The organism is Burkholderia sp. AU4i (genome assembly GCF_000466765.1).
In the GTDB taxonomy this organism is placed as follows: Bacteria; Pseudomonadota; Gammaproteobacteria; order Burkholderiales; family Burkholderiaceae; genus Burkholderia; species Burkholderia cepacia.
Genome location: NZ_ASSI01000049.1, coordinates 1 through 14351 on the forward strand (window position 1 = coordinate 1; position 14351 = coordinate 14351).

Consider the following 14351-nt stretch of genomic DNA (forward strand, 5'->3'; position numbering starts at 1 on the left):
CGGCCCGGGCGCGCAACGCGGGCGGCTCGGCGAGTGACAGTGCATGGGCGACACGCTGGAAGACGGCTGCGCGAGGCCGGCGCGGACGTCACGCTCGTCGCCGCGTACCGGCGCGTCGTGCCCGAGCCGCGCGTCGGCGCGTGGGAGCGCGTGCATGCGCTGCTCGACGGCGAACCGCATGCGTGGCTCGTCACGAGCTCGGAAGGCGTGCGCAACCTGCACGAACTCGCGCGGGCGCATCTGAACGATGCCGAGATCGCCGCGCTGAAGCATGCGCCGCTCGTCACGCCGCATCCGCGCATCGAGCAGACCGCGCGCGCATTGGGTTTTGATAGGATTACGCTGACCGGCGCGGGCGATGAGCGCATCGTCCGCGCGTTTCGAACGATGGCCGACGAGGCCGTCCAACCGGCGACAGCCGCACCGGTGACTAAACGCATGACAGATACCAACGATTCCAAAAGCGTCGCTTCCCAGCCGGCCGCTGCATCCGCACCGCCGTCCCGTCCCGCCTATATGGCGTCCGAACCGCCCGCGCGCCGCGGCGGCAGCGCGGTGCTGTGGTTCGTCGTCGTCGTGCTCGGCTGCGCGGCGGGCGTCGGCGGCTACGCGCTGAACCGCAAGATCGACCGGCTCGACGGCACGTTCGTCGCGCGCCAGAAGGCGCTCGACGCACAGACGGCCGAAACGCGGATGAAGACCGAGCAGGCGCTGGCGAGCACGCACCAGGTCGACACGCAGCTCGCGCAGCTCGACGGCAAGCTCGCCGACGCGCAGAGCGCGCAGCAGGCGCTGCAGCAGCAATACCAGGACCTGTCGCGCAACCGCGATGCGTGGATGCTCGAGGAAGTCGACCAGATGCTGTCGAGCGCGAGCCAGCAGCTTCAGCTGACAGGCAACACGCAGCTCGCGCTGATCGCGCTGCAGAATGCCGACGCGCGCCTCGCCACCTCGCAGAGCGCGCAGGCCGTCACGGTGCGCAAGGCGCTCGCGCTGGACATCGAGAAGCTGAAGGCCGCGCCGGCGGCCGACCTCACGGGCCTCGCGATCAAGCTCGACGACGCGATCGCGAAGATCGACGCGCTGCCGCTGTCCGGCGAGGCGATCGTCCCGCACGAAGCGCCGAAGGCCGCGCCGGCCGATGCTGCATCGTCGGCCGTGGCCGGCGAGCCGCGCTGGAAGGTGTGGTGGCACGACTTCTCGGCCGGCCTCGGCCAGCAGCTGAAGGGGCTCGTGCAGGTGCGCCGGATCGACAACGCGGACGCGATGCTCGCGTCGCCCGACCAGGGTTACTTCGTGCGCGAGAACGTGAAGCTGCGCCTGCTGACCGCGCGCCTGTCGCTGCTCGCGCGCAACGACGGCGCGATGAAGGCCGACCTGCACGCCGCGCAGGCGTCGCTCGGGAAGTATTTCGACCAGGCATCGAAGGACACGCAGACCGTCGAGGATCTGCTCAAGCAGGTTGACGGCGCATCGCTGACGGTCGCGGTGCCGAACCTGAACACGAGCCTGAACGCCGTTCAGCAGTTCAAGAGCCGGGGGTAACGATGACGCTTCGAGGAATCGTCTGGCTCGCTGTCCTGTTCGCGATCGCCGCTGCGCTCGCCACCGTCGGCCGTTTCGACGCGGGGCAGGTGCTGCTCGTCTATCCGCCGTACCGGATCGACGTGTCGCTGAACCTGTTCGTGATCGCCATCGTCGTGCTGTTCATCGTCGTGTATGCGCTGCTGCGTATCGTGCGCAACATCTGGCGCATGCCGCAGCGGGTCGCCGCGTATCGTGCGCGTTCGCGCAACGAGAAGGCGCAGGCATCGCTGCGCGACGCGATCGCGAACCTGTACGCGGGCCGCTTCTCGCGCGCGGAGAAGGCCGCGCGTGAAGCGCTGTCGGTCGACGCGAACCAGGGCGCGGCGAGTCTCGTCGCGGCGACTGCCGCGCACCGGATGCACGAGTACACGCGTCGCGACGACTGGCTGTCGAAGGTCGACGCACCCGAATGGCAGGACGCACGGCTGCTCGCCGCGGCCGACATGCGCGCGGATGCGCGCGATGCCGACGGCGCGCTCGCCGCGCTGGCCGACCTGCAGGCGGGCGGCAAGCGTATCCATGCGCAGCAGGTTGCGCTGCGCGCGCAGCAGCAGTTGAAGAACTGGGCCGAGGTGCTGAAGCTTGCGAAGGCGCTCGAGAAGCGCGAGGCACTGCATCCGGCCGCGGCCGTGCGGCTGCGCCAGCAGGCTGCGGAAAACCTGCTGCGCGAACGCCGGCACGACCCGGACGCACTGCTCGAGGTGTGGCAGTCGCTGTCGCCGGTCGAGCGCCAGTCGCCGCGTCTCGCCGATCTCGCGGCCGATCTTCTCGTTCCGCTCGAGCGCCGCAACGAAGCGCGTCGCATCGTCGAGGACGCGCTTGCCCACAACTGGGATGCGCGCCTGCTGCGCCGTTACCCGGATACGGCCGGCGCCGATGCGCTGCCGTTGATCCAGAAGGCCGAAGGGTGGAAGAAGGATCACCCGGAGGATGCCGACCTGCTGTTCGCGCTCGGCCGCCTGTGCCAGCAGCAGCAGCTGTGGGGCAAGGCGCAGTCGTTCCTCGAATCGGCGCTGAAGCTCGCCGACAACGAGGCGCTGAAGGTGCGTGCGCATCGTGCGCTCGCGCGCCTGTTCGAGCATCTCGGCGAAACCGACAAGGCCGCGAAGCACTACCGCGAAAGCGCGCTCGCGATCACCGTGGTCTGACGCGGGCGGCGTGGCCGCCTGCCGCAGGCGGCCCGCGCAACCCGCGCAAGAAAGCCCCGAATGCCGGAAGGCCTTCGGGGCTTTTTTTCGTTCAGGGCGGGCCTGGACGACACGTCATGCGCCGAGCTTGCGCAGCAGGTCGTCCTCGCTGGCGACGAACCACACCGATTGCCCGCGATTCGATTCGCGCACGAGTGCGCGGAACGCTTCGCTGCGCGTGAGCCAGCGCTCGATGTCGCCGACCACGCCGAGCCTGACGCCGTAGTTGACGAGCTTCTGCAGGACGGCGCCCGCGAGGCCGCTTTCGAGCCGGTAGAAGTCGTCGTGCAGCGCGTCCGCGGACACCGCGATCCAGTCGGCTTCGTGCTCGTGCGCGAGGGCGACGAGGTCGAGCGCATCGCTTTCCCGCTGCACGACGGGAGCGGAGGGGGCGCGGACCAGCACGCGGCGGCCGGCTGCCTGAACGATTCGGTGGGGCATGTCGATGGTTTCCGTCGACGCGAGAAACGCGAATACGGTGTCGCGTTGCCCGCGGATGAAGTGGGGCTGCTCGGGAAGAAACAGGATCTGCGCGTGCGGCACGAGACGCGTCAGGCGCTCACGTGTGTCTTGCGAGTCGAGCATCACGTCGCGGCCGCCGACGATCGCCAGCGTGGGCACCGACAGCGTGCGCAGCACGTCGTCGGCGAACACCGGAATCGGTTCGATGCGCGGGCGAAACCCGCGGTCGACGGCGTGCATCAGCGCGAGCGTGTCACGCTCGACCGCCGTCGACGCGGGCGGCAGGCGGCCGAGTACGCGCCGTCGCACGCATGCGCGCCCGGCATCGCCGAGCAGCAACAACGGCAGCGCCCACCACAGAAACCGCTTCTGCCGGCCGATGCCGGACGGGCAGAGCAGCGCGAGCCGCGTCACGCGTGCCGGCCGCCGCAACGTGAAGTCGAGCGCCGTTCGCGCCCCGAGCGAGATGCCGACGAACGCGGCACGTGACACCTGCAGGCCGTCCAGCACGTCATCGAGCCACTGCGCATGCGCGTCGCCCGCAAGCGGCAGTCGCGACGGCGCGCTCGGTCCTGCTTCGCCGATCACGTCGATCGCATGGAGCCGGAAGTGTGTCGACCATTGCGTTGCGTAATGCTGCCAGCTCGCCGCCGTCGTCTGCGCGCCGTGGATCAGCACGACCGGCGGCGCGTGCTCGGGGCCGCAGGTGATCACGTGCGTCGCGCCATGGCGCGTCTGCACGGTGACGCGCCGATGTCCGGCCGGCCAGTGCGACAGCGCGGTGTCATAAGCCGCGCGAATGGCACGTGCATGGCGCGGCGACCTGAAGATCACGCTCATGTCCCGCTTTGCTGCAGCAAAGCCTCGAGCGACGACATCAGCACGGCCGTGTCGGCTGGCGTCGCGGCGACGATGATCTTGACCTGGCTCGCGCCGGGATCGAACGTGACGTCGATCCGCACGGGGTCGACGTACGACGTGCGGCCGGACGCCATCGCATGCAGCGATCGCGACAGGTACTGGTGCAGCGACTGCGACGCGTCCGGAATGTCGACGATGCTGGTGACGCGCACCGCACGCGGGACGGGCGCGGCCGGCTCGGTTTGCGCGAACGCGGCGAGGTCGGCGTCGAGGATGCGGTAGGCGCGGCCGACCCGCGTCGCACGCAGCTTGCCCTCGCGGATGAAGCGCAGGACGGTCTTCGGGTGGAGGCGCAGGCGGGCGGCGGACTCGTCGACGGTATGGAACATGATCGGCTCGTGATGCTCAATATGTTCCCTATTGTTCCATGAAATAAGGATAAATAGGGAGTATTGTGGGAATCATGGCATCAGAGCTGGCTGGATACCGAGCCGGCATCGTCCGGTCGGCACGCAGGTGGAAGCAGAAACGCCCCGCTGGCCGGAGTGGTTCCGGCCAGCGGGGCGTTTCCGGGGCGGATCGTCCGCCGGCAGGGGCGCCGATGCGCCCCGCGTCATTTGTCGACCAGCCGCTTCGGCACCGACAGCGCGAGCAGCCCGCCGAGCACGAGGAACCCGGCGAGCATGTACATGCCCGAATCGTTGGCGCCGGTCGCCTGCTTGAGCCAGCCCATCAGGTATGGGCTCAGGAAGCCGGCGAGGTTGCCGATCGAGTTGATCATCGCGATGCCGGCCGCGGCCGCCGTGCCGCCGAGGAACGCGGTCGGCAGGCTCCAGAACAGCGGCAGCGTGGTCAGGATCCCGATCGTCGCGAGCGTGAGGCCGAGCATCGCGAGCGCGGTCTGGTGTGCCCAGACCACCGACAGCACGAGCCCGAGCGCGCCGATCGCGGCCGGAATCGCGACGTGCCAGCGGCGTTCGCGGTGCCGGTCCGCGCTGCGCGCGATCAGGATCATCGCGACCACCGCGGCCGCATACGGAATCGCCGACAGCAGGCCGATCATGAGCGTGTCGGTCACGCCGGTGGCCTTGATGATCGTCGGCAGCCAGAAGCCGACGCCGTAGAGCCCCATCACGAACGAGAAATAGATCAGCGCCATCAGCCACACGCGCGGGCTCGACATCACGGTGCCGAGCGGCAGGTCTTCCTTGGTCGCTTCCTCCGCGTCGACGTTGCGGGTGAGCAGCGCCTTTTCCTCGTCGCTCAGCCACTTCGCCTTCGAGATCCGCTCGTCGAGCGAGAAGAACACGAGCACGCCGGCGAGCACCGACGGGATGCCTTCGAGCAGGAACAGCCATTGCCAGCCGTGCCAGCCGCTCACGCCGTCGAACGCCTTCAGGATGAAGCCCGAGATCGGCCCGCCGATCACGCCGGACAACGCGACCGCCGTCATGAAGAACGTCGTCATCCGGCCGCGACGATGCGCGGGATACCAGTAGGTGAGGTAGAGGATCACGCCGGGGAAGAAGCCGGCCTCGGCGACGCCGAGCAGGAAGCGCATCACGTAGAACATCGCGGGTGTCGTGACGAACATCGTCAGGATCGAGATCACGCCCCACGTCGCCATGATGCGGGCGATCCACACGCGCGCGCCGACCTTGTGCAGGATGATGTTGCTCGGCACTTCGAAGAGGAAATAGCCGAAGAAGAAGATCCCGGCGCCGAGCCCGTAGACGGTGTCGCTGAGATTCAGGTCGCTCGCCATCTGCAGCTTCGCGAAGCCGACGTTCACGCGGTCGAGATACGCGACCACGTAGCACAGCAGCAGGAGCGGCACGAGCCGCCACGACACCTTGCGATAGGTTGCTTCCTCGAATGCGCCGGACGAGCCCGGCAGCGATTGCGTCGATGTTGCCATGTTGTCTCCTGTCCTTGTCATTGGCCGGAGAAGGCGTAGCGTGCCTGTCCGGAGTCGTGCGAAGCCATGCGCGTGTGCCGCGGCGATTGCCGGCCGCGGCACGCTGCGGCAAGGGGGATACGGCTAGATGCAGCGCCCGCCGTCGACTTCGAGACAGACGCCCGTGATGAACTCGGCCTCGTCGGATGCCAGGTACAGCGCGGCGTTCGCGATGTCCTGCGGCGTCGAGAAGCGGCCAAGCGGGATCGTCGCGAGGAAGCGGCTGCGGTTCTCGGGGGTATCCTCGCAGCCCATGAATTCGGTCATCAGCGCGGTTTCGCCGAGCACGGGGTTGATGCAGTTCACGCGGATGCGGTCGGCGCCGAGTTCGGCCGCGAGCGACTTGCTCGCGGTGATCATCGCGCCCTTCGTGCTGTTGTACCAGACGAGGCCCGGCCGCGGCCGCACGCCGGCCGTCGACGCGACGTTCACGAACACGCCGCCGCCCCGCTCGCGGAAGTACGGAACGAAGGTCTGCACGCACCAGAACAGGCTTTTCATGTTGACCGCGTACACGCGGTCGAATTCGGCTTCCGTCACGTCGAGCACCGGCTTGTTGCGGTGCGTGGTGCCCGCGTTGTTCACGACGATCTGCACCGCGTGGAAATCGTCGAGCGTTGCCTGCAGCAGCGCGTGCCAGTCTTCCTGCCGCGACACGTCGCCGGCCACCGCGATTGCCTTGCCGCCCGCGAGCGCGATCTCGCTCGCGACACGCTCGGCTGCTGCCCCATTCAGGTCGTTGACGACGACGTTCGCGCCTTCGCGCGCATACGTCTTCGCGATGCCTTCGCCGAACCCCGAGCCGCCGCCCGTGACGATTGCCGTCTTGCCGCTCAACCGCATGGTGTGTCTCCTGTGCTGGATCTAGTGTCGTCGTGCTTCGGCATGCGGCCGCGTGCTGCCGGCCGCATGCCGCGTCCTGCTTGCCGCGCGTTCAGCCGTGCCGGATCGCGATCGTTTTCAGCGCGGTGAAGCCGTACAGTGCCTCGAAGCCTTTCTCTCGGCCATGCCCCGAATGGCCGACACCGCCGAACGGCAGCTCGACGCCGCCGCCCGCGCCATAGTTGTTGATGAACACCTGGCCCGCCCGCAGGCGCCGCGCGATACGCATCTGGCGTGCGCCGTCGCGCGTCCAGATGCCCGCGACGAGGCCGTACGGCGTGCCGTTCGCCAGCGCCACGGCTTCGTCTTCGTCGACGAAACGCATCGCGGCGAGCACGGGGCCGAACACTTCCTCCTGCGCGAGCCGGTGCGACGGCGGCACGTCGCGCAACAGCGCGGGTGCCTGGTAGAAGCCGCTTTCGGGTGCCTCGGCGACGACCTGCCCATGCGCGGCCATCGGAATGCCGTCGTGCTGCGCGTCGGACAGGAAATCCCACACGCGCTGCTGCTGCTTCGCGTTGATCAGCGGGCCGCAGTCGAGGTCGGCGCGGCTCGGGCCGACGCGCAGCCCGTTGAACGCGGTGGCGAGCCGCTCGACGAGCGGCTCGTACACCGCGCGCTCGATCAGCACGCGGCTGCCGGCCGAGCAGGTCTGCCCGCCGTTCTGCACGATCGCCGACACGAGCACGGGCAGCGCCGCGTCGAGGTCGGCATCGGCGAACACGATCTGCGGCGACTTGCCGCCGAGTTCGAGCGTGACGGGTACGTGGTTCTCGGCCGCCATCTGCGTGACCAGCTTGCCGGTGGCCGGGGAGCCCGTGAACGAGATGTGGTCGATGCCGGGATGGCGCGCGAGCGCGGCGCCGGCCTCATGGCCGTAGCCGGTGACGATGTTGAGCGCGCCGGCCGGCAGCCCGGCCTCGGCGGCCAGCTCGGCGACGCGCAGCAACGACAGGCATGCATCCTCGGCTGGCTTGACGACGCATGCGTTGCCGGCCGCGAGCGCGGCGCCGACGCTGCGCCCGAAAATCTGCATCGGGTAGTTCCACGGCACGATGTGGCCCGTGACGCCGTGCGGCTCGCGCACCGTCAGCACGGTGTAGCCGGCTTGGTAGGGAAGGGTTTCGCCGTGCAGCTTGTCGGCCGCGCCCGCGTAGAACTCGAAGTAGCGCGCGAGCGCGGCGGCATCCGCGCGTGCCTGCTTGAGCGGCTTGCCGGTGTCGCGTGCCTCGATCGTGGCGAGTTCCTCGAGGGAATCGGCCACGCGCGCCGACAGCCGCATCAGCACACGGCCGCGCTCGGCGGCGCTTTTGGCGCCCCATGGGCCCGCGAACGCGTCGCGGGCCGCGGCGACCGCGCGCTCGATGTCGGGCGCCGTGCCGCGGGCAATGGCTGCGAACGGCTGGCCGTCGGACGGATCGACGACCGCGATGGTTTCCAGTTGCGCAGGCAACGTCCATTCGCCTGCGATGAAGTGCTTCGCCTCTTCCATGCGTGCTCCTGTCTTCGCGTCGACCGCCGACGGTGCTCTGGCGCCGACGCCGGTTCCATGCAACGCGGCCGGTGGTTCGACGGCCGGACATCGGGAACGATTATCGCGCCGATCGTCATCCGGACGCCACCGGTCGATTGGCTATAATGGCGCATTCCGTTGGGGGACGCCTGCGGCGATGCATCGGCCGCGGCGCCCTGTCCCGAATTCCCATCGACCTACAGAGAGTGCTCATGAGCTTCAACCATGTTCCGGCCGGCAAGGACCTGCCGCAAGATTTCAACGTGATCATCGAGATTCCCGCGCAAAGCGACCCGGTGAAGTACGAGGCGGACAAGGAACTGGGCCTCCTCGTCGTCGACCGTTTCATCGGCACGGGCATGCGTTATCCGGTGAACTACGGCTACATCCCGCAGACGCTGTCGGGCGACGGCGATCCGGTCGACGTGCTGGTGATCACGCCGTTCCCGCTGCTGGCCGGCTCGATCGTGCGTTCGCGCGTGCTCGGCATGCTGCAGATGACCGACGAGTCGGGCGTCGACGCGAAGCTGGTCGCGGTGCCGCACGACAAGGTCTGCCCGATGACGGCCAACCTGAAGTCGATCGACGACGTGCCCGAGTACCTGAAGGATCAGATCAAGCACTTCTTCGAGCAATACAAGGCGCTCGAGAAGGGCAAGTGGGTGAAGGTCGAAGGCTGGGCCGGCATCGAAGCCGCGCACAAGGAAATCGCCGACGGCGCAGCGAACTACAAGAAGTAAGCGGGCTGGCCGGCCTCGCGGCCGGTTCGTTCGGAACGCAAACCGCGCGTGTCTCGTCAGGAGGCCGCGCGGTTTTGTTTTGTGCGCGGGCCGGCGCCCGGGGTGGTCTTCTTTCGGGCACGCGCGGGGGCCGGCGCAGGCACGGCGGTGGCGTTCGATGCGCTTCTCGCACGATTCGCGCGTGTGGCGCGGCGGGTGGCGGTGACGGGATTCGCCGGGGTTTCGACCGTGTCGGTGGTGGTCCTTGTTGCCGATGCACGGCTGCGCGCCGGCGCGGAAGCAACGTCGGTGCGTGGTTTTGCGGCGGACTTGCCGCCGGCTGCCGGCGCTTTCTGCTTCGATGTGGCTTTTGTGGCTTTCGTGGCCGACTTGCCGCGAGGCGAGCCCTTTTTCACTTCGGCCGCGTCGTCGGTCTTTGCACGCTTCTTGGCAGGCGTGGCCTTGGTTTTCTTGGGCACCTGCGCGGCTTGCCCGCGCTTCACGGTTTTTGCGGGCGTGGACGCGTCCCCGTTATTCCCGGCCTTCGCGGCTTTCTTGACGGGCTTGTCCGTTTCAGCGGCCTGCGTCGCGATGTCGGCCGACTGCGCCTTTGCCTTCTTCCGCCCGCGCTTACCGGCCTTCAGTTCGGCCTTCAACCCGGCCGCATCGACGTTCCCGTCGATCGACATCCCGGCCGGCAACACCGACTCGAGCGTCCGGATCCCGGCCGCCAGTTCGCGTTTCTGCGCGGCCGTGAGCCGCTTCACCCAGTACTCGGCACGCGATGCGATCGACCGGTCGGGCAGCGGAAACGACGCGAGCACCGCGCGCGGCTTGCGCGAGCGCGTGTAGCGCGCGCCCTTGCCGGACGCGTGCTCGTCGAAGCGCGCGGCGACATCGGTCGTGATGCCCGTGTAGACGCTGTCGTCGGCGCATTCGATCAGGTACAGAAACCAGGACATGGCAGGGCGGCGGGATGCGAAGCCGCCAGTGTCTCAGAAAAGGCGCGCGTCAACGCCATCGATCGCCGTGCCCGTCGCGAAAACGGCTCGGTGCCGCGCCGAGTTCGCGCGTGAAGAAGCGCGTGAACGCGCTCGTCGAACGGAAGCCGACGCGCACGCCGATCTCGCCGATCGGCAATTGCGTATTCAGCAGCAGGTCGCGCGCCTCGCCGAGCCGGGCCTGCGCGACGAGCGCATGAAAGCCGACCGCCTCGCGATGCAGCCGCCGGCGCAGCGTCCAGCGCGACATCGCGAAGCGCGTGCACACGTGCTGCATCAGTGTGTCGGTCGGTACATCGGCTTCGTCGGCGGTACGCAGCCAGTCGCGCACGCATTGCTCGACCGACGAGCCGAACGTCGAGCGCACGCGTACACGCTCGCGCGCGGCGTCGGCCGCATGACGCTGGATGCCGGCGAGCGGCGCGTTGTAGCGTTCGAACGGCGTGTCGAAGTGCGCGGAACGCAGCACGATGCGGTTGTGCGCGGCATCGAACGACACCGGTGCGCCGAGCATGTCGCGCAGCGCGGCGGTGGGTGCGAACGCGCGGCCGGCGAAGGCGGCTTCGTCGACGCACACGTGCGGATCGTACAGGCGGGCGAGCGCGGCGAGGATCGCGAGGTTCGCGAACGCGCTGCCCGCATGCCGGCCGTCGCCTTCGTTCACGTATTCGAGCGCGATCGCGTCGCCGTTCTCGTGCGCGAACACCCAGTCGACGTTGCCGATCAGCTCGCGATAGCGCAGGTAGTCGTGCAGCGCGTCGCGCAGCGTCGCCGCGTTGCACGTGATGCCCGCGAGCTCCGGAAACGGCACGAGCCACGGTATGACCTGCGGCGGCGGCCGATGCCACGACAGCGGCCATTCGTTCGTGAGCCGCATCGCGGCGACGTGCCGGTCGCCCGCGATGCGGCGCGTGTCGTCGGCGAGTTCGGCCGGGCCGATGCCGAGCGTGTCATACAACGGCGCGAGATCGATGCCGTTCGCGCGCGCGTCTTCGCACAGCCAGCGGTAGATCCGCACGGATACCGACTTCTGTTGCAACTCCATGTCTGTCCCCCTTCGTCATGCCGTTCGGGTTTGTCCCCGCTGCGAGAGGTCAACGCATGCTCCTGCCGGTCAAGCGTGGTGACCGGTCGATTTTTAGACTCGGACGCTGGAGTGTGGCGACAAGTACAACAGATCGATTCAGGAGGATCAATGAAAACTTCGCTGTTCCGGTGTTCGACGATTGCGTCCGCGTGCGCGCTCACGGTGCTGCTCGCGTCGTGCGGCGGCGACGACATCCACGCGCCGGCCGACCCCGACGCGGCAGCCGACCAGCGCGCGGCCGCGCTCGTCGCGCAACTGACGACCGACGAAAAGCTGCAGCTCGTGCATGGCACCGGCATGCCGGCGCTCGACCTGGGCGGCCCGTTCCCGGCCGACGCGCTCAATGGCGCGAGCTACATCCCGGGCGTGCCGCGGCTCGGCATTCCGGCCGTGAGCAGTGCCGATTCGGCGGGCGGCGTGAACGTGAAGAACGCGCGCGTGACCGCGCTGCCCGCGCCGGTCGCGCTCGCGGCGACGTGGGACCCGGCGCTCGCCGGCACCTACGGCACGCGCATCGCGCTCGAACTGCGCGCGCTCGGTTTCGCGGAAGGGCTCGGCGGCGGCGTGAACCTCGCGCGCGAGCCGCGCAACGGCCGCACGTTCGAATACATGGGCGAGGATCCGGTGCTCGCGGGCACGCTGAGCGCCGCGCGCACGCAGGCGACGCAGGCGCAGAAGGTGATCGCGACGATCAAGCATTTCGCGTTCAACGACCAGGAGACCAACCGGTTGACGATCGATTCGGTCGTCGACGAGCGAACCATGCGCGAGGCCGAACTGCTCGCGTTCGAGATCGGCGTGAAGGACGGCCAGCCGGGCAACGTGATGTGCTCGTACAACAAGCTGAACGGCGTGTACGCGTGCGAGAACCCGTATCTGCTGACCACGGTGCTGAAGAACGAATGGGGCTTCAAGGGCGTCGTGCAGTCCGACTGGGGCGCGACGCATTCGACGGTCGCGGCCGTGCAGGCGGGGCTCGACGAGGAGGAGCCGGGTGCGGCGGACGACAACAACGCGCCGCTCGGCTCGTTCTGAAGCGCGGCGCGATATTTCGGCACGGCGCCGCGCGATAAATTCGGGTCGGGCTTTCTTGCGATACGTGGAAAGAAATTGCAAGTTTGTCCGCCGATAGGCGGGAAGGCCCACACGAGTATCGACCTTCCCCATACACCGCTTGCGCGGCCGGCTGGCACTCGGGGGGCGGGCTATCGTCAGCAGGGCCTTGCGAACACCTGACCGCACGAGATCAGCACCGTGTGAGCCCCTCGATTATCCCCCAACTCATATGGCACGCTCGAATGAAATGCCGAGCGGCATTCGAACGGCGCAAAAATCAAATCAAACGGAGCCCCCACGTTGCCTCCAGCATGGCGTGGTTCCCTGCAGTCGGATCAGCCCTCAGAATGGCCAGCCCCACCTGGCTGATAAAATCGCCGAAAACCGATACCCCGCTATGAATGCGAAACGCCTGAACACCCTTACCTCATTGAGATTCTTTGCGGCCGCAATGATTGTCCTGCTGCATATGGACGGTACATTCTGGCCGACTGTGGGTCTCCAAGGCTTCACGACAGGGGTTTCCTTCTTCTTCGTTCTGTCGGGTTTCATTCTCAGACTGGTCTACGGGGAATTGCACTCGGCGGCCGAAATTCGCAGTTTCTATGTAGCCCGCATCGCCCGCATCTGGCCGATGCATTTGCTGTCTACACTTGTCTTGATGCTCGCTGCTGGCGAGGCGCTCCCATCCTGGAACATTGTTGCCGCCAATTTGCTTCTGGTGCAGAGCTGGGTCCCGCATCCGGACTGGTATTTCTCGATGAATGGTGTCGCCTGGAGCATATCGACCGAGTTCGCGTTCTATGCCGTCTTCCCGATTCTTTCATGGAAACTAGAAAAGACCTGGCGCATTAAGGTCCTCTTCACGGTCGGCGGCATCGTAGCCTGTGCGCTCATCTACCCCTTGATGCGCCCAGAAAATAGCGCAGACGCGCTCCTCGTTCTGGCCGGTCTGCTCTACATCAATCCGATTTCCCGAGTTTTCGAGTTTCTCGTCGGAATCCTTGCCGCCACGGTGTACAAAAAGGTACGGGCGACCGTTTCAGGTGGTCGTGCCGTCTGGACGGCCGCGGAACTTCTCGTATGCGTGATTGTTGCGGCTTGCGTCATGCGGGCTTGGCCGACATATCAAGCCATTGAGCCCTTTTCCCCCCAGCTCGCCGAATGGATTCTACAGAGTGGACAGTTTTGGGCGCTGTCTCTGCTCATCTTCGTATTTGCGATTGGACGTGGAGCACTAAGCTGGTGGCTAAGTTCGCGGCCGTTCGTCTTTCTCGGTGAAATCAGCTTCGCGATGTACATGCTCCATCAAGTCATCATCAAGGCTATGGAAACCCATCTCCGTGACTTCATGCTCGACCAGCCGGCGCTATCAACGGCGGTCTATCTAGTCGTCGTGTTGCTTTCGTCTTCGGCCGCCTTCGTGTTGTTCGAGAAGCCGACGCGCAACTTCATTCTCTCGAAGGCAACCGCCCGGTTTAACTCGGGTTCGTCCACGAAACAGACTGAGCAGCCGACACACTCTTCGCAGAATTGACCTGACCAGAAAGCGAAATCAACTGGCTTTGGCATTTATTAAGCCAAACGATAAAGCTCGCGAGAACCGCCTGCGCTTGCTCCTGTGTGTGCTGTTTGAATGACCACGTGCCGCTGGAAGCACACCAAAGCATCCCGCCGTCAGCACTTTGCGCGATGGTGGCTTGATTCGCCTGGTCCGTGATCGTGCTGGGATAGCTATAAGTATCCCCCAGCGCGCTAGACGAGAACCCCGAAACGATCGCGTTCGCACATGCGATGTTGAGCGCAGCACATTGCGCAGCCTGAGCTGTAGCAATCTGTTGGGCCGACGTGGGAGGAGGCACACGGATAAGCGCACCTTTCACGACCCGCCACTGTCCCTGTTGGCCCACATATGTTTCCCATTCTTGATCGGTAATACCAAGAATGTTCTGTTCTCCCGCCGGTGCGGGACTGTCATCACCGTCATAAATAGCCGTGATGTTCCCGTCCACGTCGTACGCGACTGATTTCTTACCCAT

At 66.8% G+C, this 14351-nt stretch carries 12 protein-coding genes and 1 pseudogene; 5 read left to right on the plus strand and 8 right to left on the minus strand.

Annotated features, from left to right (window positions below; genetic code table 11):
• Both hemDX and L810_RS10950 read left to right on the plus strand, forming a co-directional pair.
• A partial coding sequence (hemDX, locus tag L810_RS10945; protein WP_373453095.1) for a fused uroporphyrinogen-III synthase HemD/membrane protein HemX occupies positions 1–1545 on the plus strand: 1545 nt, incomplete at its 5' end.
• Positions 1546–1547: 2 nt separating this feature from the next.
• A complete protein-coding gene (locus L810_RS10950) occupies positions 1548–2735 on the plus strand; it encodes a heme biosynthesis protein HemY (RefSeq protein WP_011352869.1) in 1188 nt (395 codons plus the stop codon).
• A gap of 114 nt (positions 2736–2849) precedes the next feature.
• On the opposite strand, the gene L810_RS10955 is transcribed toward L810_RS10950, so the two are convergent.
• From L810_RS10955 to L810_RS10975, 5 genes are all read right to left on the minus strand, one after another.
• Positions 2850–4076 carry an alpha/beta fold hydrolase gene (locus L810_RS10955; RefSeq protein ID WP_021158428.1) on the minus strand — a complete coding sequence of 409 codons (1227 nt, stop codon included), beginning with the start codon at positions 4074–4076 and terminating at the stop codon, positions 2850–2852.
• Positions 4073–4486, minus strand: coding sequence for a helix-turn-helix domain-containing protein (locus L810_RS10960; protein ID WP_021158429.1), 414 nt, complete (start codon positions 4484–4486; stop codon positions 4073–4075). The genes L810_RS10955 and L810_RS10960 overlap by 4 nt, the downstream gene beginning before the upstream one ends.
• Before the next feature lie 224 nt (positions 4487–4710).
• Positions 4711–6015: an MFS transporter gene (locus L810_RS10965; RefSeq protein ID WP_021158431.1), complete on the minus strand. Its 1305-nt coding sequence runs from the start codon at positions 6013–6015 to the stop codon at positions 4711–4713.
• Between the two features lie 123 nt (positions 6016–6138).
• Entirely contained in the window at positions 6139–6897 is a 759-nt protein-coding gene (locus tag L810_RS10970; protein WP_021158432.1) for an SDR family oxidoreductase, read from the minus strand.
• 91 nt (positions 6898–6988) lie between these two features.
• Positions 6989–8428, minus strand: a complete 1440-nt coding sequence (locus L810_RS10975) for an aldehyde dehydrogenase family protein (protein ID WP_021158433.1) — start codon at positions 8426–8428, stop codon at positions 6989–6991.
• Between the two features lie 233 nt (positions 8429–8661).
• Here L810_RS10975 and ppa point away from each other — a divergent pair, with 233 nt between their 5' ends.
• A complete protein-coding gene (gene ppa, locus L810_RS10980) occupies positions 8662–9189 on the plus strand; it encodes an inorganic diphosphatase (RefSeq protein WP_027786751.1) in 528 nt (175 codons plus the stop codon).
• 56 nt (positions 9190–9245) lie between these two features.
• On the opposite strand, the gene L810_RS10985 is transcribed toward ppa, so the two are convergent.
• Both L810_RS10985 and L810_RS10990 read right to left on the minus strand, forming a co-directional pair.
• Positions 9246–10130: a GIY-YIG nuclease family protein gene (locus L810_RS10985; protein WP_021158435.1), complete on the minus strand. Its 885-nt coding sequence runs from the start codon at positions 10128–10130 to the stop codon at positions 9246–9248.
• Between the two features lie 49 nt (positions 10131–10179).
• The gene (locus L810_RS10990) at positions 10180–11214 is read right to left on the minus strand and encodes a helix-turn-helix transcriptional regulator (RefSeq protein ID WP_021158436.1); all 1035 of its coding nucleotides are present in this window, start codon (positions 11212–11214) and stop codon (positions 10180–10182) included.
• Between the two features lie 150 nt (positions 11215–11364).
• On the opposite strand from L810_RS10990, the pseudogene L810_RS10995 reads away from it, so the two are divergent.
• Positions 11365–12288 (plus strand): annotated as a pseudogene (locus L810_RS10995) (glycoside hydrolase family 3 protein); the annotation flags it as partial.
• Positions 12289–12709: 421 nt separating this feature from the next.
• Positions 12710–13849 (plus strand): acyltransferase family protein, encoded by a 1140-nt coding sequence (locus L810_RS11000; protein WP_042974060.1) that lies wholly within the window; start codon positions 12710–12712, stop codon positions 13847–13849.
• On the opposite strand, the gene L810_RS45015 is transcribed toward L810_RS11000, so the two are convergent.
• Positions 13791–14351 carry a hypothetical protein gene (locus tag L810_RS45015; protein WP_081712832.1) on the minus strand — a complete coding sequence of 187 codons (561 nt, stop codon included), beginning with the start codon at positions 14349–14351 and terminating at the stop codon, positions 13791–13793. The genes L810_RS11000 and L810_RS45015 overlap by 59 nt on opposite strands.

Coding starts and splice junctions, on each gene's coding strand:
- L810_RS10950 (WP_011352869.1), top strand. CDS start 1,548: ATGACGCTTCGAGGAATCGTCTGGCTCGCTGTCCTGTTCGCGATCGCC.
- L810_RS10955 (WP_021158428.1), bottom strand. CDS start 4,076: ATGAGCGTGATCTTCAGGTCGCCGCGCCATGCACGTGCCATTCGCGCG.
- L810_RS10960 (WP_021158429.1), bottom strand. CDS start 4,486: ATGTTCCATACCGTCGACGAGTCCGCCGCCCGCCTGCGCCTCCACCCG.
- L810_RS10965 (WP_021158431.1), bottom strand. CDS start 6,015: ATGGCAACATCGACGCAATCGCTGCCGGGCTCGTCCGGCGCATTCGAG.
- L810_RS10970 (WP_021158432.1), bottom strand. CDS start 6,897: ATGCGGTTGAGCGGCAAGACGGCAATCGTCACGGGCGGCGGCTCGGGG.
- L810_RS10975 (WP_021158433.1), bottom strand. CDS start 8,428: ATGGAAGAGGCGAAGCACTTCATCGCAGGCGAATGGACGTTGCCTGCG.
- ppa (WP_027786751.1), top strand. CDS start 8,662: ATGAGCTTCAACCATGTTCCGGCCGGCAAGGACCTGCCGCAAGATTTC.
- L810_RS10985 (WP_021158435.1), bottom strand. CDS start 10,130: ATGTCCTGGTTTCTGTACCTGATCGAATGCGCCGACGACAGCGTCTAC.
- L810_RS10990 (WP_021158436.1), bottom strand. CDS start 11,214: ATGGAGTTGCAACAGAAGTCGGTATCCGTGCGGATCTACCGCTGGCTG.
- L810_RS11000 (WP_042974060.1), top strand. CDS start 12,710: ATGAATGCGAAACGCCTGAACACCCTTACCTCATTGAGATTCTTTGCG.
- L810_RS45015 (WP_081712832.1), bottom strand. CDS start 14,351: ATGGGTAAGAAATCAGTCGCGTACGACGTGGACGGGAACATCACGGCT.